At 59.0% G+C, this 16,822-nt stretch carries 12 protein-coding genes, 1 tRNA gene and 1 pseudogene; 12 read left to right on the top strand and 2 right to left on the bottom strand.

What is annotated here, in order from left to right:
• Positions 1 to 228 precede the first annotated feature (228 nt).
• The 10 genes and pseudogenes from selA to Q376_RS24875 all read left to right on the top strand — a co-directional run bounded on the left by selA (position 229) and on the right by Q376_RS24875 (position 12,038).
• Positions 229 to 1,671 (top strand): L-seryl-tRNA(Sec) selenium transferase, encoded by a 1,443-nt coding sequence (gene selA, locus Q376_RS0113185; RefSeq protein WP_043447924.1) that lies wholly within the window; start codon positions 229 to 231, stop codon positions 1,669 to 1,671.
• Complete coding sequence (selB, locus tag Q376_RS0113180; RefSeq protein ID WP_027350699.1) at positions 1,668 to 3,587, top strand: selenocysteine-specific translation elongation factor; 1,920 nt, start codon at positions 1,668 to 1,670, stop codon at positions 3,585 to 3,587. Before selA ends, selB begins: the two co-directional genes overlap by 4 nt.
• A gap of 25 nt (positions 3,588 to 3,612) precedes the next feature.
• Positions 3,613 to 3,710: transfer RNA gene (locus Q376_RS24890), tRNA-Sec, on the top strand.
• Between the two features lie 140 nt (positions 3,711 to 3,850).
• Positions 3,851 to 4,636, top strand: coding sequence for a hypothetical protein (locus Q376_RS24885; RefSeq protein WP_155834355.1), 786 nt, complete (start codon positions 3,851 to 3,853; stop codon positions 4,634 to 4,636).
• 346 nt (positions 4,637 to 4,982) lie between these two features.
• Entirely contained in the window at positions 4,983 to 5,504 is a 522-nt protein-coding gene (locus Q376_RS0113175) for a hypothetical protein (RefSeq protein WP_027350698.1), read from the top strand.
• Positions 5,505 to 6,100: 596 nt separating this feature from the next.
• On the top strand, positions 6,101 to 8,653 hold the full coding sequence (locus Q376_RS24450; protein ID WP_155834354.1) for an SIR2 family protein: 2,553 nt from the start codon (positions 6,101 to 6,103) through the stop codon (positions 8,651 to 8,653).
• Positions 8,654 to 8,827: 174 nt separating this feature from the next.
• A pseudogene (locus tag Q376_RS22645) lies at positions 8,828 to 9,777 on the top strand (IS481 family transposase).
• Between the two features lie 977 nt (positions 9,778 to 10,754).
• Positions 10,755 to 10,958, top strand: a complete 204-nt coding sequence (locus Q376_RS0113155; RefSeq protein ID WP_155834353.1) for a hypothetical protein — start codon at positions 10,755 to 10,757, stop codon at positions 10,956 to 10,958.
• Between the two features lie 508 nt (positions 10,959 to 11,466).
• A complete protein-coding gene (locus tag Q376_RS24880; RefSeq protein WP_155834352.1) occupies positions 11,467 to 11,622 on the top strand; it encodes a hypothetical protein in 156 nt (51 codons plus the stop codon).
• 113 nt (positions 11,623 to 11,735) lie between these two features.
• Positions 11,736 to 12,038 carry a hypothetical protein gene (locus tag Q376_RS24875; protein WP_155834351.1) on the top strand — a complete coding sequence of 101 codons (303 nt, stop codon included), beginning with the start codon at positions 11,736 to 11,738 and terminating at the stop codon, positions 12,036 to 12,038.
• Between the two features lie 114 nt (positions 12,039 to 12,152).
• Here Q376_RS24875 and Q376_RS0113145 read toward each other — a convergent pair whose 3' ends face one another.
• The gene (locus Q376_RS0113145) at positions 12,153 to 13,304 is read right to left on the bottom strand and encodes an MFS transporter (RefSeq protein WP_027350694.1); all 1,152 of its coding nucleotides are present in this window, start codon (positions 13,302 to 13,304) and stop codon (positions 12,153 to 12,155) included.
• A 234-nt stretch (positions 13,305 to 13,538) separates the two neighbouring features.
• Between Q376_RS0113145 and Q376_RS0113140 the strand changes: the two genes are divergently transcribed.
• Positions 13,539 to 14,756 (top strand): FAD-dependent oxidoreductase, encoded by a 1,218-nt coding sequence (locus Q376_RS0113140; RefSeq protein WP_027350693.1) that lies wholly within the window; start codon positions 13,539 to 13,541, stop codon positions 14,754 to 14,756.
• A 31-nt stretch (positions 14,757 to 14,787) separates the two neighbouring features.
• Here Q376_RS0113140 and Q376_RS0113135 read toward each other — a convergent pair whose 3' ends face one another.
• Positions 14,788 to 15,714 carry a DMT family transporter gene (locus Q376_RS0113135; protein ID WP_027350692.1) on the bottom strand — a complete coding sequence of 309 codons (927 nt, stop codon included), beginning with the start codon at positions 15,712 to 15,714 and terminating at the stop codon, positions 14,788 to 14,790.
• 97 nt (positions 15,715 to 15,811) lie between these two features.
• On the opposite strand from Q376_RS0113135, the gene Q376_RS0113130 reads away from it, so the two are divergent.
• Positions 15,812 to 16,669 carry a LysR family transcriptional regulator gene (locus Q376_RS0113130; protein WP_027350691.1) on the top strand — a complete coding sequence of 286 codons (858 nt, stop codon included), beginning with the start codon at positions 15,812 to 15,814 and terminating at the stop codon, positions 16,667 to 16,669.
• Positions 16,670 to 16,822 lie beyond the last annotated feature (153 nt).

Below are 16,822 nucleotides of genomic sequence, written 5' to 3'. Positions count from 1 at the left end.
TCTATCCACGGCTTGGGGCCGATGTCCGGCTCCTCGCTTCGGGTTGACCCGGATGGAGCAGGATCTCCCTGAATGCAGGTCTCGGCACAGAAGCGGGAACGTTTAGCCATCGGCCCGCTGCGGGTGTCCCGCGTACGGCCTGAGATATGAACCCGACGGACGCTGGCTGGCGTCGGGGTGATCGCTGAGCGATCCTGATTTCATCAATCTTCGTTGATCGAGAGTCCCATGCCTGATCTTCCCGCTTCCATCGTCGATGCCCGCCGGTTGCTGCCCTCGGTGGACCGTCTGCTGCGCCATCCCCTGCTGCAGGCCGCGGTCGAGCGCTACGGCCACAAGCTGAGCCTGCGCATGGTGCGTGACGAGCTGGCCTCGGCGCGTGAAGGGGCGACCCTCGAGGCATTGAGCGAGGAGGCGCTGGCGCGAGGCGTGCTCGAGCGCCTCAGCCGCTGGAGCCGGCCCCGGGCGCGGGCGGTGTTCAATCTCACCGGCACGGTGATCCACACCAATCTCGGCCGCGCGCTGCTCTCGGAGCCGGCGATCGAGGCGCTGGGCCGTGTGGCGCGTGCGCCGGTGGCATTGGAGTACGACCTCGAGGACGGCGGGCGGGGCGATCGTGACACGCTGGTCGAGGCGCTGCTCTGCGAGCTGACCGGTGCCGAGGCCGCGACGGTGGTCAACAACAACGCGGCCGCCGTGGTGCTGACCCTTGGCGCGCTCGGCGCCGGGCGCGAGGCGATCGTCTCGCGCGGTGAGCTGATCGAGATCGGCGGGGCCTTCCGCATGCCCGATATTATGGCCGCCGCCGGCTGCAGGCTGCGCGAGGTCGGCACCACCAACCGCACCCACCCGCGCGACTATCGGGATGCGATCAACCAGGAGACCGGGTTGCTGGTCAAGGTTCATGCCTCCAACTACGCGATCGAGGGCTTCACCAGCACGCTCGATGAGCGCGAGATGGCCGAGATCGCCCACGCCGCCGGGCTGCCGTTGGTGGTCGACCTGGGCAGCGGCGCGCTGATCGATCTGGCTGCTTTCGGGCTGCCCCACGAAGCCCTGCCGCGCGATGCGATCCTCGATGGCGCCGACGTGGTCACCTTCAGCGGCGACAAGCTGCTCGGCGGCCCGCAGGCCGGCATCATCGTCGGCCGGCGCGACTGCATCGAGCGGATCAAGCGCCATCCACTCAAGCGCGCGCTGCGGCTCGACAAGCTGGTGCTCGCCGCGCTGGAGGCGACCCTGCGTCACTATCGCGACGACGACCATCCCGAGCGAACGCTGCCGACCCTGCGTCTGCTGTGTCGCGACGAGGATTCGATCCGTGCCACCGGCGAGCGCCTGCTGGCGCGGCTCGGCGACGACCTCGACGCCCGCTTCGAAGGATTCAATTTCGAGCTCGCCGCCTGCATGAGCCAGCTCGGTAGCGGCTCGCTGCCGGTCGACCGACTGCCGAGCCACGCCTTGGTATGGCGCCCCCGGGCGGCGCGGCGCGAGGAGCGCGAACGCGCGCTGCGCCGGCTCGAGGCGCAGATGCGCGGGCTCGGGCGGCCGGTGATCGGACGGCTCAAGGAGGGCGCGCTATGGCTCGATCTGCGCTGCCTGGAAGAGGGCGACGAGGCGGCGTTCATCGACCAGCTCATACGACCCGCCGGGACGGAGGAGACGCGGTGATCATCGGTACCGCCGGCCATGTCGACCACGGCAAGACCGCGCTGATCAAGTGCCTCACCGGCATCGACACCGACGCGCTCAAGGAGGAGAAGGCGCGGGGGCTGACCATCGAGCCGGGCTTCGCCTATCCGCAGGGACCCGAAGGGGTCGAGCTCGGCTTCATCGACGTGCCTGGGCATGAGAAGTTCATTCACAACATGCTCGCCGGCGTCGGCGGCATCGACGGTGCGCTGCTGGTGGTCGCCTGCGACGACGGGATCATGCCGCAGAGCGTCGAGCACCTTGCGATCCTGCGGCTGCTGTCGATTCCGGTACGCGCAGTGGCACTGACCAAGTGCGACCTGGTCGACGCCGATCTGATCGAACAGCGCCGATTGGAACTCGCCGACTGGCTCGGCGAGCCCGCGCCGATCTTCGCGCTGTCCAGCCGCAGCGGCGAGGGGATCGAGGCGCTGCGCGACTGGCTCTGGCAGTGCGCCAGCCGCTGGCGCGCCCGCCCCGCACCGGGGCGGTTTCGTCTCGCGGTCGACCGTGCCTTCGTCAAGACCGGCGCGGGGCTGGTGGTCACCGGCACGGTGGTCGATGGCGAGGTCGAGGAGGGCGCCCAGCTGTGGCTCTTTCCCGCCCAGGAGAGCGCCCGGGTGCGCGGGCTCAGGCGCCAGAACCGGCCTGCCGAGCGCGCCCGGCGCGGCGATCGCTGCGCGCTCAACCTCGCCGGCGTCGAGCGCAGCGAGATCCAGCGCGGCGGCTGGGTGGTCGAGGCGAGCGAGCCCCCCGAGGGGCACGAGCGCTTGGACATCGACCTGCGCCTGCTCGACGATCTCGACCGGCCGCTGGCCCACTGGACCCCGGTGCACGTGCACCTGGGCGCCGCCCATCTCACCGGCCGGGTAGGGCTGCTCGAAGGCAGCGAGCTCGCCCCTGGCGGGCGCGCACTGGCCCAGCTCACGCTCGACCAGCCGGTGCTCGCCTGCTGCGCGGACCGGCTGGTGATTCGCAGCCACGGCGCCGATCGCACGCTTGGCGGCGGCCGGGTGCTCGATCGCCACCCACCGCGACGCGGCGCCCGGCGAGCCGAGCGGCTGGCATGGCTTGGCATACTGCGTCGCGCGCTCGATCACGGCGCGACCGAGTCGGCCGAGGGCTTCGACCCCGCCCTCACCGCGCTCGCCGAACTGCAGGGTGAAGGCATCGAACTGGCACCGCTCGCCGCCAACCTCAACCGCCGGATGGAAACATTGAGCCTACGCGCTGAGGCCCTGGGGCTGGTGATCATCAGCGCAGACAGCGAGACCCGGCTGTTCGCCCCGGGCCACCTCGCCGCGCTGGAACAGCGCCTGTGCGAGGTCGTCGCCGCCAACCACCAGCTCGAACCCGCCGCCGCCGGCACCGAGCGCGAGCGCCTGCGCCGCCAGGCCGCCCCCAGGCTCGCCAGCCCGATCTTCCGCCAGCTGCTCGAGCGGCTGCTCGCCCAGGGCCGGCTGGTCAGCCACGGCCCCTTCATCGCCGAACCCGGCCATCGCGCCCGGCTGGGGGAAGAAGACGAAGCGCTATGGCAGCGCATCGCACCACTGCTCGATGAAAGCTTCGATCCCCCCCGGGTCCGCGACATCGCCCAGAGCCAGGGCCTTGCCGAACAGCGGGTACGCGAAGTACTCAGCGCCAGCGCCCGCCTCGGCGCGCTCTACCAAGTGCGCAAGGATCACTTCTACCCACTCGCCACCATCCAAACCCTGGCTGAAATAGTATTGGCAATCGAGGCCGAGCATGGCAGCATCCTCGCCCGTGAATACCGTGATCGCACCCAGGTAGGCCGCAAGCTCGCGATCCAGCAGCTCGAATTCTTCGACCGCATCGGCTTCACCCGGCGGGTACGCGACGTGCACCGCATTCGACGGCCCGATATGTGGCACTGAAGGACCAAGCGTCAAGCGCATCGAAGGAAGAGGATCGACCCCCGGTGGGGCGACCGGACTTCAACTCCGTGTGGGGGCTGCCAAGCAGTCCCCGGTGGGTTCGACTCCCACGCTCTTCCGCCATCTTTTAGTTTAGACGCCTTCGCGCCCTTACTTTACGAAGTTGACAGTTTTATAAAGAGCAAGTGATAACCCTGACAGTTGATCTATGTGGTATAGGCAAGGTCAGCTTGCTGATATCAATTATTAGGCTAGTATAATCTATGAAAAATATAGAGCTTGTTATTTCTATTATGGTCGTACTAGTCGGAGTGGCTGCCCTGTGCATATCGCTTATTCCTGAGCGATATGAAAAGAAGTATATTTATCTCATTGGATTATTAACTATAGTTTTCGGCAGCTTTAATGCCATATTGCAGTCCCAAGGATTTGCAGGTATGAAAGCCAATGTTGAGCGTATCAGTACACTTTTAGACTGGAGCGAATCAGAAGTTTTTGTTGACATTATCACGCCAGAAGAGAAAATTGTGGGATTCTATCGCTTAACTGTGAAAGTGATCCCAATTGAACACAGTTCATTAGAGAATCGCATATTTTTCAATAGAAATGAGAATTTTCTAAATGAACCGAACGCGATCGATGAAAATGTTGCGGAAAGACTATTCTGGATTATGAAAGGTCCAGATGGAGCTATTGACGTATGGAGGGAGTATAAATCAGGTATTTATACCTATGAGTATTCAGGATCGTACAATACTGCTAGTGATAGAGTGGATTTCAAGGTTGAACCTGCACTTCAAACTTATTGGCCCAACTTATATCCTTCCCTTAGAGACTTGGATAAAAAGTTTATAGTTGCACGATTGATGGTTGAGGGAGTTCCGCAACCGGTATTTGGGCACTTGAGATTGAAATTGTATACCCCGCAGGGAGCACGTTTGCTTGCCTTTGGGATACCATCGTTTCAGCGAGAGGCAGACGGAAAAATTACTAATTTAAGACGGGCAGTTAGATATGTTGGTAGCTACTTTCAGCATGCTGCTTTATAATTATTTTCAGGAATTAAAATTAATTGGGATAATGTGTTTTTCATGATTACGGCATCTTTTTTATATAGAGACGTTCATTGTCATGAACTAATTTAATAGCTTCTGGGCTAACGCCGATTTTTGGATTCAATACTTAGATAATATCCGTGACATTTTGTCGGATTTGGCTTAATAAAAACAGTCTCAGGTTTCATATATAACTTTAGTGACTAATAGACTAGCCGATGTCGGGACAGCACAGTGCATCTATAAAACCTGGATTGGCATGTCCTCCTAATAACTCTCGTGACGCCGACGGTGAGCTGACCAAGCCGATTCGCCAGCTCAAGGCCAAGGCGGCCCGAGCATGCTGAGCTGGGCCGGGGAGTACGAGCAACTCGCCGACACGCTGGAGGCCGACCTCGAGGAAGTGCGCTTCGACAATGCCGATCTTCGTACCGTTTACCTGGGCCACTACCAGGCCGCCAGGGATGGATGGCGCCGCTACCGCGTGGACACCCTGGCCGCGCATGTGTTCGGCACCGAGGCGGGGCAAGCGCTGCTTGCGGCGATCGCCTCGCACCGCACCCTGATCGAGGAGCGGGTCGCGCGGGATCCCGTCGTCGGGCGCAGCTTCGGTATCTCCGCGCCCACCCTTGCCGGTCAGGTCGAGGAGCGGCAGGTCACGACGTACCGCTACCGTGAGTGGCTCGAAGCGCTGGTCGAACGACATCGGCAAGGCGAGCCTAAGCAGGATCCATTGCCCGAGTCGATGCGCCTGATCCAGCGTGATAGGCGCGAAGGCGACGCCCAGAAGGTGCATTCTCCTGCGTATCGCCACCGCAGACGCGTGGAGCGAGAGCAAGCCAGACAGCGCCAGCGCAGCTGACCGCCAACGACGCTCACCCAGCCTTGGCCGCGCACCGCGCGGCCTTTTCGTGTCCTTTGGTGCACCGACGCCGCCACCGCGCCGCGACCCGCCCGCGCGTTATCGACTCCCCGCCCCGCCTGCGCGCTAAATGGGTGGGTTTTTCGGCAGCCCGGACACGGCTGAAAGCCGCGCCAGTGCTGGGGCGGTGGGCAGGGGAGCGGGGGCAAAAAATTATGCGGATTTATGCGTTTTTTCGAGAAGGGAGAGAAAAATGCGGCGAGGCCCAGGAAGCTGTGCTACAGATTGTGTCAGATTGATGCAAAAGGTATTCCTGAGCGAGTACGTGAGCTCCTGCCTGTACTCGACCCAGAATGAAATTCTGCGAGGAAGGGCAGTTGTGTGAAAGCTGAAAACTCACCTTTTGAAGAATTTTATTCAGAACTACGTGTCTCTCACTTTCGCCGTCACTTCCGTAAATCAACAGCGTGTATCGTGGTTAAGGATCTACTTGGGAGAGGGGGGGGTAAATCATTTAATATCGCAATTGCTGACAGTTTCAGAATTTCGCCTCTATATATAAAATTAACCTATATACATAAATTGAGAGGTAAGAATTGAACTCTTCAGCCTCAGCTGCACTAAGTCGTTTTTTTAATGATGCCTCCTTTCCTATAGTTTTTACTGGCGCTGGAGTTTCGGTGAAAGCTGGTTTACTCACCTGGAATTCTTTGATAAATAGTATGGCAGGGGTAATGCAAGGACATGATCCTTTAAATGCTCAGATTATGAAGCAATGTGTGAGAGATGGTGAGCTTACAAAAGCGGTAGAGTATTTTTTTTTGACATCGAAAATGCTCAGCGGAGATAAACTAGAATTTCTTCGAAATTCGTTTAAAAGTTATAATTCTGAAAATATAAGCTCTATAGCAAAATTACCATTTCGTGCTTGCGTTACCACAAATTTTGACAAGAGTATCCACGATGCTATCGCAAAGCAAAGGGGCGTTAGCGCCATTGACTACAAGTATGGTGATGCCTCATTTAAGCAGGCTCAATGGGAAGAGGATTTATTTGTAGCTCGAATTCATGGGGCAGCTGAAGTGCCTACATCTATAATTCTTTCAGAAAGCCAATTCAAAAGTGTTATGGCTGATGAAAATTATTTACAGCTATTAAGGTCTTGTTTTATTCATCGCAATGTGCTTTTTTTGGGGTTTTCATTTTATGATCCAGCAATTCGTAGCATCTTTGAAGATCTTGATCGCCAGTTTGGACCAGCAGTTCCTGGCCGACATATGGCACTTCTACCAGAAGGATTGAGCGATGAATTTTTTCAAAAAGCAAGTCGTTTAAATATTGAGTTGGTGAGATATGATTCTTCTGACGATCATAGAATTCTTTGGGATGCTATAGAAAACTTTGAACTAGATAAAACAAAATCATCCTTTACAGAAGGCCATCCACGTCCTCTGGGGCCAGCAAAGAACTTTTTAGCAGCATGTTTTGCAAGATCAAGGGCCAAGAATGCAACGCAAGCGTTAAAAGAATCTCTCGTTGAGGGTATCGTGTCAGCACTACTTCAAGAGACAGCTCCAAAAGCCATCTCAAAAGCAACTTTACTCGAAAAGATACGTACTCAATTGGGACTCAACTCACGCGCCTCGAAAGGAATTGTTGATACGGCTTTGCGCTCGTTAACTGAAGAACGCTTATGCCGAAAAATGAAATCTGGAGACTCTATTGTTTTTGCATGGCAAGGTGATAAGTTAGATGAAGGTTCACTCGATGCAGCTATCGGTAAGCTAACAGCTAGCCTAAGTGACCGTGCCTTAATTCAACAACAATGGAGGTTTAGCGACTCTCTTACTGAGAACATTCCCTCAATATTTATTCATATGGTCCGAACAAGGGGTTGGGATTTAGGAGCTGCATTCGCTGCTGGGCGACCACCCGAACCATTCCAGGTAAAATCTATTATAAATGAAAGTCAGTTTCCTATTTCAACTTATGACCGAGACCGATTATTAAGTTTGTTTCTGACAATGTTGCAATATCCTTCAGAAGAAGAGTCGCAAATATTGGGTGAATTAGGACGTGTAAGTTTCGCTTTAGAAATGGCCTTCCAGGCCCCCAAGTCTACGTTGCTACATAACGCAGTGCTTCCTCATAGAATTTATTTTGATGCTAGCGTCCTACTTCCTGCTGTAGTGGAAGGACACCCTTTTTCAAGAGCTTATCAAGAGTCAATTGCTAGACTGAAAAAAGCTACCCTATCTGCCACTATTGATCTAAAATTAGTAGTAAGCTCAGTGTACCTCAATGAGGTCATTAGCCATCGACGGAAAGCAGAGGCGTATGAGCGAGAGTATGGAAAGGGCTTTGAGAAAATCGCCCAAATGGATGCTCTTTATCACGGCCCGTCTAATACTAATGTATACATCGGTGGCTATGCTTCTTGGATAAAAGAAAATGGAGTGATTACATTTGAAGAATATTTGAGACGATTTGCTCCTTATACTTCAGAGCATTCTCTTAGAAAGTGGCTTGTTGATAAAGGATACGAGGTGGTTGATTCGGTTAAAACTTCTAAGTATGCAGAAATATACGCAGCATTAGAGAAAGAGTATTCTGCATCCCTTGCGCATGGAAAGACAGCTCTTTTGATTGAACACGATGCTCTTCAATTAACAAGACTTGAACTCGAGATGGAGCATGGCGATCGTGTGCTTTTTGTTACGGCTGATCGACAGCTTCGTCAAATGGTTTCAAAGATCGGCTTGTCTAATGTGGCTGAAGGGATGGTAAGCAACGTTGGTCTCGTTCAGTTTATTGAGCTCATTTTAGGTGGAGTTTCGGAGAACGCTGGTGTTACGGAGCTGCTTTGGAGCACTAAAGTTTCGGATAAGACTGCCGCCATGCGTTCTTACTTTACTTCAGTCGCACTAGCCACGTACGACGATGGTATGGCTCTAGCTATGTCGGAACTTGTTGACGAATATGCTGATTCAAGCATAAAAGAATTGAAAAGGCAGGAAATGAATCTTGATGTTGAAGAGCCTAGGAAGCGAGCCAGAGCGTTTCAGGCTCTTGGAACTTTAGAGGCTAAATACCTTAATGGTATGAGGGAAGCGGTCGAAAAGTTGAGAAAACGTCTGGACGAGCAGTAGAGCGTCTAATTGATCTAAAAATATCTGATAAAGCATTCATGAATGAACGCCAGGAAGTCTGTTAAAGGTTTTATAAACTTGAGAGATCTACCTCTTGATGGGGCTAAGGGTGGCTAGGTGTATGGTCTCAGGGTGTAGGGGATTGTGGTGTCGACCTATATCTGCGGAGGACCCATGGCTCAGATTCTTCACCCACGCGCCACGACCACGCACGCCACCCGAAAAGAAATACAGCGATCGAAGGCTTCGGTCGCGGCATTGAGCCGCCGCTATGGCCTCAATCCCAAGACCATTCGTAAATGGCTTGCACGGGACTCGGTCGAGGACGTGGCCATGGGACCAAACGGCCTCGTTCAACCTCCTTGACGCCGCTGGAGGAAAGCGCGGCGCTCGAGTTTCGTCGACGGACCTTGCTCCCGCTCGATGATTGTCTGGTCGCCTTGCAGCGATTCATCCCGCACCTGACCCGGGCGAGTCTCCATCGACTCTACCAGCGTCATGGGATCAGCCGGCTGCCGAAAGACAGCCATGAACAGCCCACCCCCAAACGCTTCAAATCCTATCGGATCGGTTATCTGCACATCGATTTCAGTGAGATCCGCACTGGCGAGGGGAAGGCGTATTTGTTCGTCGCCGTCGATCGTACTTCGAAGTTCGTGCATGCCAATCTGAACCACCAAGCGGGCAGAAACGAGGCCGCTGCCTTTCTCGAGGAAACGCTGGCCCAACTACCGTACCGTGTTCACACGGTACTGACCGACAACGGTGTGCAGTTCGCCAAGCGTCCGGGGACCGAGACCTACAAACCCCATCGTTTCGATCTCATTTGTCACCGGCATCGCATCGAGCATCGGCGGATCCAGGCCTATCATCCGTGGACCAACGGCCAAGTCGAGCGGATGAATCGGATGCTGAAGGAGGCCACGACACAGGTCTTCCACTACGCTAGCCTGAACGCGCTATCAGCGCATCTGAAGCAATATCTCTGGGCTTACAATAGCGCTCGTCCCTTGAGAGCATTGAAGGGCATGACCCCGGTTGGATTCATCCTCGATCAATGGCAACGTGACCCAGTTCAGTTTCATCGCAACCCTAACCACTACTTCCCGGGACCATATACCTAGACCATTCTACAATCACCGTCGGCCTCACCAAGCGGCCGGCGTGAAAATCCAGAATCGAGACCTCGGCACCAGCCCTATAATCTGTGCGGGCTTCAAGGGATCACCTCACGTGAAGAAATCATTTTTATCGACAGGAATACAGGCAGGCATACAGCCCCATCTACACATCAAAAAAGAACATAAAAATCATAAACTTATGAGATATTTTATGATCTTGCTGGGGGCACCATTAAACCAATGAATTCGTTGGATTTTATTCGCTTCCAGCGATGGGGAAAAATTTCTCCTATCGGTTGTGTGCCCGAAATGTGCACGGCCCAATTTGGCTCTCTCTTCAAAACCCGAACACCTCTTTCGAAAGCCATCTTCGAAAAGACACAACCCATTGATTGAATGACGCCATTCTCGGCGCTCGGCGAAGTTTCCAGTGATGCTGGCGCTCGGCTGCGGTTTCCAGATCGCGGTGCTAACCCGCCGCTAAGCTAGGCTGGGATACAATGGCGGCGCTGGCATCCATTCACGCTGGACCCACAGCCGCCAGTAGAGCCCCGTTGCCGGGTCACCCGACAGCGGGGCTCGTTTCATGCACTTCGCTGGCAAGCGGATGCTTCGCTCGCGCTAAGCAGATGCTAAGGGAGCGATCCCAGGACTGCCGTAGCCTTAGGCCCTGGCTTATGCCATCTTCAAACTTTCGGCAGCCAGACGAGCCCTGCCGTCGCCCCTCTCCTAGCTCTCGGCGGCAGGGCTCACCTGTGCCCGATGAACGTTCAGCCCGCGATGCCTGCGGGCCTGGCTGAACGACGCCTTCCTGGTAAAGCCGATCTATCCGGGCACGACTTGCATCTAGCTGGTTGGGAGGTTGGTTCATGCGAATGGGGGCAATTGCACTATCGGCCATGCTGCTTGCTGGCTGCATGAATGATGATGATCTTCCCAACAGCCTGACGCTGGATTGCGGCCGATACGGGGAGGTAGTCGTGTCAGAGGCCAAAGGCCTCGAATACGAGGATGGTTCCACGGCGACGATCGTGAGCCGGGACGTACGCTACTACGGTGACATGAAATCGGTGGAAAACACCTATTCCGACGGCGCCATCCTCACCAGCGCCCAGATGGGCCAGCTGTCTTTCTCGCTCGATCGAGACGGCATCCAGGCGAACTGCTACTTCGCGCGCGAGTGAGCCCGTCTCGCCGTCTCGAAACCCGATTGCGGTCCACGTTTGGCAAGATAGGCTCCCGCCCCCTGGCGGCGCGGTGATGAGGGTGCAGGCCGAGCTATACAGCGTGCGAACCGTGGCCGCGCGCGACAAGCCTCGTACGAGATGATCTCTTGGCCATCCATACGAGTCGACCTGCACGACTTCTACGCTATCCAGTTGGCGTGTCCTGAGCCACGCGGCAAAAGGTCGCGTCGATGATCGCTGGCCAACGCGCCATTTACGTCCTGCCTCCCGCCTTGCGTTCCCCCAGCCGCGAGGCGCACTATGGTCAGCTCTTTTTCCGCCGTTTCGCCGTGTACATAATTTTGCGTGCCAGAGCGTAACCGGTGAATTCAACCCAGGATTCATTCGACTGGAACAGCCAGGAAATGCATGGGTCGTCTCGCATTCTTTTGCCCGAAACGATTGCTATAAAACCGCGCTCAATCGATTCAACGAGCTGAATTCACTTCTCATGCAGGCCCTCGCCATGATCAAAAAGACCTTTTCCGAACATGTCAGGAAGAAAAAGAAGACCAAGGCGAAAGTCTCGATCCCCAATGAAACGGAGAAAGACGGCGAGCGCTCCTACAGCGCGCTGGACGAAACCAGCATGAAAAAAATAAACTCTTTTCAAATCAATTAATTGTATTCATTCGTAAACATTATCCCAAGTGCATTGCGCCGCTTCGATAAAAGCGCGCACCCTGACAGCGTGCAGAAGACAAAGAACCTAGCCAGCCTGTATCAGGCTCTGCCTTGTATCGCACCAACAGTGATATGACCGCCCATTTCTCGAGGTTCATCATGAGTCCATCTGGTTCGACTCATCTGCGCAACGAGCAGGTCTCTTTATTCGCCGATGCACAGAAACAAATCCAGCAGCCGTTACGCACGGTGCCGACCCCACGCGGACCTTCGTTCGATGGTGGGGAGAGAAGCGATGATTCAGCCCGATCCGGAGAATTCGTCAAGGATGGCGAGCAAAATACAGAGAACGACAGGGATCGCACATATTCTCCATCCCAACGGCTGATGACCGGGATGTCCGTCGAGAAGTAGCGCGGAGGTCTCCAAGAATGGAGCATTCGACTCAGTATCATCCGTTCCAGCGCCCACTGATTTGGGCGCTTTTTTTATCCGATCGATCTCGCTCGAGATGGCCGCTGCGGGCCTTCACCCCTTGAGCAACCGGGCGCTGGTGGCGACACCGAGCAGCGCCACGGCGACGGCGAGAAAGGCAGCGGCGAGGCTGGCGGTATGGGCCGCGAAGCCGATCAAGGCCGGGCCGAGCAGGATACCGGCATAGCCGACGGTGGTGATCGCGGGAATCGCGACGCTCTCCGGCATCACCCGCTGCTTGCCCACCAGGCTGTACATCACCGGCACGATATTGGCGCAGCCGAACCCGACCAGCAGGTGAGCGAACAAGGCCAGCTCCCAGCCCGGTGCCAGGGTGATCAGCGCCAGCCCGGCAGAGGCGCAGAGCCCGCCGCAAGCGACCACCAGCCGACGACCGAGCCGCGCCACCACGACATCGCCGCCCAGTCGTGCGATGGTCATGGCGAGCGCGAATACCGCATAGCCAAGGCCGGCGTGGGCGGCCGACATACCTTTGTCGGCGCTCAAGAACACCGCGCTCCAGTCGAGCATCGCGCCTTCGGTGAGGAAGACGACGAAGCAGAGCAGGCCAATGAACAGCACGATGCCGCGGGGAATCGCGAACGCAGGCCCTTCGCTGGCCGCACCATAGGGAAGCAGGTGGGGAGCCGCGCAATAGATCGCCAAGAGGCTGATCGCCCCGATCACCAGCGTCGTTCCCCAGGGCGACATGCCGAGGCTCAGCATCAGGCTCACGCCGCCGGCACCGGCGATGCCACCGAGGCTGAACAGACCGTGGAAACCGGACATCAACGTCCTTGCGCTCGCGCGCTCGACGATCACCGCCTGGACGTTGATCACGCAGTCGAGCGAGCCGACTCCGGCGCCAAAGACGAACAGCGTAAGCATCAGCCAGGGCAGGCTCGAAAGCACCGCGAGCCACGGCAGGCTCGCGCAGACGATGAGCGTCGCAAAGACCAGCATCCGGCGGCAGCCGAAGCGGGTCGCCAGTGCTCCGGCCAGCGGCATGGCGATGATCGAGCCCAACCCCAGGCAGAGCAGCAGCAGCCCCAGCATGCCCTCATCCAGCCCGGCGCGCAGCTTGGCGAACGGCACCAGCGGTGCCCAAGCGGCAGTCGCGAGACCCGTGATGAAAAACGCAACCCGAGTCGACTGCTGCTCTGCCCTACCTGGCACGGGGCGTTCCAGCGCGTCGGTTGCCGCCATTCGATAGCTCCTTGGAAAGTCCCCGATGCTCGCATCGCATCCGGCAGGTCGGCGTCCTACAGCGTAGCCGAGCCGCCTTCGCGCCGCTGGGCATATCCGGCTACCTCAAGCGGTACACTGACGAGCAATCCTGTGCCATCGAGATATCCGCCATGCCTTCCCCCTTCGCTGGAGAGGAGAACGCAGGCGCAGTAGCATGGGCCACCAGCACGCCGACCGCCAAGGAAGCACACGATGAACGACCCAGCGCCGCACCAATCGACCGACTGCGTGATCGCTGGCGCGGGCCCGGCTGGGCTGATGCTCGGCCTGCTGCTGGCACGCGCGGGCGTAGCGGTCACCGTGGTCGAAAAGCATTCCGACTTCCTGCGAGACTTTCGCGGCGACACCGTGCATCCCTCGACGCTTGAGGTGCTCCACGAGCTCGGCCTGCTCGAGGGCCTGCTCGCCCTGCCCCATACCCGCGCAGAGCGGCTGCATGCACAGATCGGCGCACGCCAGGTGAGCATCGCCGATTTCACCCGGCTGCCGACCGTCTGCCGCTTCATCGCCTTCATGCCGCAGTGGGAGTTTCTCGACTTCATCCATCGGCAAGCGAGCGGCTATCCGAACTTCAGGCTGTTGATGGATACCGAGGTGGAAGGATTGATCGAGCGCGACGGCGAGGTCCGCGGGCTGGTCGCGCGAACGCCGAAGGGGCAGCTCGAGATCGAGGCGCAGCTAGTGGTCGGCGCCGACGGACGCCACTCCCGGGTACGCCAGCTGGCGGCGCTCGAGGTGGAGCGCTTCGGCTCACCGAGCGACGTGCTGTGGATGAGGTTCAGCCACCAGCCGGAGGACCCGCCCCAGGTCATGGGCCATGCCGGCCCTCGCCAGGGAGTGGTGATGATCGACCGCGGGGAGTTCTGGCAGTGCGGCTACGTGGTGCGCAAGGGCAGCTTCGAATCGCTCAGGGCGGCGGGACTCGAGGCCTTCCGCGTCCAGCTCGCCCAGACGCTGCCGCTGCCCGCCTCGCGGATCGAAGAGCTGCGCGGCTGGGAAGACGTTCACCTGCTCAGCGTCAGGGTCGACCGGCTCAAGCGCTGGTGGCGGCCGGGCCTTTTATGCATCGGCGACGCCGCGCATGCGATGTCGCCGATCGGCGGGGTCGGCGTGAACCTGGCGATCCAGGACGCGGTGGCCGCGGCCAACCGCCTCGCCGAACCGCTGCGCGAAGGCCACCTCGCCCCCGGCGACCTTGCCGCGGTCGAGCGCCGTCGCCGCTTCCCTACCCGCGCGACCCAGAAGCTCCAACTGATGATGAAGCGCAAGCCCCGCAGCGACGAAGATTCCCGCCGGCGCAAGGGCCAGCCCGGCTTCATCCTCGCCATCGTCCGGCTGCCGCTGCTCGCCCATCTCGCCGGGCGGCTGATCGGCCTGGGCTTTCGTCCCGAGCATCCAAGACGAACCTGAAACCGATGCGCGCCATCCTGCCGCGGGCCGCTCAGCGCGCGCCCGCTCGCGCCACCAGCCATACGCCCACCAGGGTGACCACCATCCCCACCGCCATCGACCACGCCAGCGGTTCGCCGAACATCACCCAAGCCCAGAGCATCGTGATCGGCGGACTGAGATAGAGCACGCTTGCGGTACGAATCGGGTTGGAGCGGCTCAGGCAGAGCCAATAGAGGCCATAGCCCCCAAGGGTCGAGAGCACCGCGGTCCAGGCCAGGCTGATCATGAAGCCGGCCCGAAGCGGCGGCACCAGCGTGGTCTCGCTCGCGGCCCAAAGTCCGAACACCGGGACGCAGACCAGGCACTGCAGGCAAAGATTGGCGCACAGACCAAGCGGGGCGGTCGAAACGCTGCGCTGCTGCCAGAGCGTGGCCAGGGCGAAGGAGAGCATTCCGGCGAAGGGCAGCGCATAGGCCCATAGCGGAGCCCCGCCCAGCGCCAGCGCCCCCTGGGTGACGATCATCATGCCACCCAGGCCGAGGGCGAGGCCCAGCCAACCGAGCAGCGGCTGGCCCCGCTGAAGCAGCAGCAGCGAGAGAAGCGCGACGCCAAGCGGTAGCAGATCGGCGATCAGCGCGGCCAGCCCAGCGGGCACGCCATGCTCGATGCCCTTGGCGACGCCGGCGAGATAGCCAGCCATCGCCAGCAGGCCGATCCCCGCATGGCGGACCAGGGTCCTCACCCCAGCACGACGCAGCTCTGCGATCGACCAGGGCAGCAGCAGCAGGCCGACCAGCAGACAGCGCCAGAACACCACCACCAGCACCGATGCCTGGTCGACCGAGTAGCGGATGCCGACGAAGCCCGAGCTCCAGGCGATCGCCAGCAGCGCTTCCAGCAGCACCAGCGGCAACGCTCGACGGGTGAGAAAGGTGCGAACGGGTCGCGCAGGAGAACGGCTGGTCGAGCATTCCATGGCAAGGCTCCGTCGATCAGGGGAACTTGACGGTAGCCAAGGGTAGGCGCTCAATAAATCAAAATTACCAATACGAGTAGTTCAGAAAACCAAGACCATGCCCACGATCCTCGACATCGAGCTGCTGCGCAGCTTCCACACCGTGGTCAGACTCGGCCGCTTTCGCGCCGCCGCCGAGCAGCTGCACAAGAGCCCGGCGGCGATCAGCGCCCACATCCACCGGCTCGAGAGCCTGTGCGGCGGGCGTCTGCTTGCGCGCGACAACCAGTCGGTCTCGCTGACCCCGCTGGGAGAAACGCTACTGGCGCGCAGCGCCGCCTTGCTCGATGGTCACGACCGCCTGGTCGACGAACTGCTGGCCCCGCCGCTGGAGGGGCTGATCCGCCTCGGCGTGCCGGACGAATACGCCGTTCACCTGCTGCGCGAAGTCATCCCGCACTTCAATGCCACTCATCCGCGCGTCCGCCTGGAGATCGTCACCGCCCCCAGCCTCACGCTGCGGCGGCAGCTGCGCAGCGGCAGGCTCGACATGGCGGTGAGCGTCGAAGCCGCGCACGCGCGGACGACATCGCCCGCGCCGCGCTGCCTGACCCACACCACCCCGATCTGGGCGGTCGGCGCAGCGCTGGGCGATACCGTATGCGAGCCCTTGCCACTGGCGCTGCATGCCGACCAATGCCCCTACCGGGAGGCGATGCTGGCCACGCTGCAGCAAGCAAAGATCGAATGGCGTGAAGTCCTGACCAGCCCTTCGTGCCAAGCGATAGAAGCCTGCGTCGAAGCCGGCCTCGCCATCACGCTGCTCGACCGCACTCGCCTGACCCCTCGAATGGTCGAGTTCGACCGGCTGCCATCGATGCCTACGTTCAGGGTGATCCTCGAACGCGCCCCCGAACAGACAAGCCCCGCGCTCAGCGCGCTCGAAGAGACGATCGCGCGCTACTTCAGGCTTTGAGGACTCCCCTCAAAGCAAGATTGGCCCAAGTCGGCGGAGGCCCGGCTCACCACGAACGGTTTGCGCCAACTCCCAACCCGATCGTCCCTAGCGGCGCCGTCCGCGCCAAGGTCGCGCATCCACTCGGCAATGGGGGCGCCAGTCGAGGGATCG

This window comes from Halotalea alkalilenta DSM 17697, from assembly GCF_000621205.1.
In the GTDB taxonomy this organism is placed as follows: domain Bacteria; phylum Pseudomonadota; class Gammaproteobacteria; order Pseudomonadales; family Halomonadaceae; genus Halotalea; species Halotalea alkalilenta.
This window is presented reverse-complemented; position numbering and strand designations above follow the sequence as displayed.

Excerpts from the sequence above, each read along its gene's own strand:
- Q376_RS0113130 (WP_027350691.1), top strand. The coding sequence starts at position 15,812 with ATGCCCACGATCCTCGACATCGAGCTGCTGCGCAGCTTCCACACCGTG.
- Q376_RS0113145 (WP_027350694.1), bottom strand. The coding sequence starts at position 13,304 with ATGGCGGCAACCGACGCGCTGGAACGCCCCGTGCCAGGTAGGGCAGAG.
- Q376_RS0113140 (WP_027350693.1), top strand. The coding sequence starts at position 13,539 with ATGAACGACCCAGCGCCGCACCAATCGACCGACTGCGTGATCGCTGGC.
- Q376_RS0113175 (WP_027350698.1), top strand. The coding sequence starts at position 4,983 with ATGCTGAGCTGGGCCGGGGAGTACGAGCAACTCGCCGACACGCTGGAG.
- Q376_RS24885 (WP_155834355.1), top strand. The coding sequence starts at position 3,851 with ATGAAAAATATAGAGCTTGTTATTTCTATTATGGTCGTACTAGTCGGA.
- selA (WP_043447924.1), top strand. The coding sequence starts at position 229 with ATGCCTGATCTTCCCGCTTCCATCGTCGATGCCCGCCGGTTGCTGCCC.
- Q376_RS0113135 (WP_027350692.1), bottom strand. The coding sequence starts at position 15,714 with ATGGAATGCTCGACCAGCCGTTCTCCTGCGCGACCCGTTCGCACCTTT.
- Q376_RS24880 (WP_155834352.1), top strand. The coding sequence starts at position 11,467 with ATGATCAAAAAGACCTTTTCCGAACATGTCAGGAAGAAAAAGAAGACC.